Annotated in this window: 1 rRNA gene; it reads right to left on the reverse strand. The window is 40.5% G+C overall.

Features of this window, described 5'->3' with window-relative positions:
- Window position 1 precedes the first annotated feature (1 nt).
- Window positions 2-116 (reverse strand): 5S ribosomal RNA (gene rrf, locus PSH48_RS21090).
- Window positions 117-291: the final 175 nt, after the last annotated feature.

Here is a 291-nt window from a genome sequence, read left to right on the forward strand (position 1 = left end):
AGCCTGGCAATGTCCTACTTTCACATAGCAAATGCTACACTATCATCGGCGCTGTTTCGTTTCACTACTGAGTTCGGCATGGGGTCAGGTGGGTCCAAAACGCTATGGTTACCAAGCAAATTAGGTGTCAGTCCGTTTTCACGTACCAACTAAATTTGGAAAATTCTGATAATATTTTTTAAGTCTAAGTATTTATCTACTTTAGCTATTAACTTCTGTCGCTTGTTTCTGTCACAAAACGCGTTTGGCGTTGTATGGTTAAGCCTCACGGGTAATTAGTACAAGTTAGCT

It is taken from the genome of Pseudoalteromonas sp. Angola-4, assembly GCF_028599265.1.
Taxonomy (GTDB): domain Bacteria; phylum Pseudomonadota; class Gammaproteobacteria; order Enterobacterales; family Alteromonadaceae; genus Pseudoalteromonas; species Pseudoalteromonas atlantica.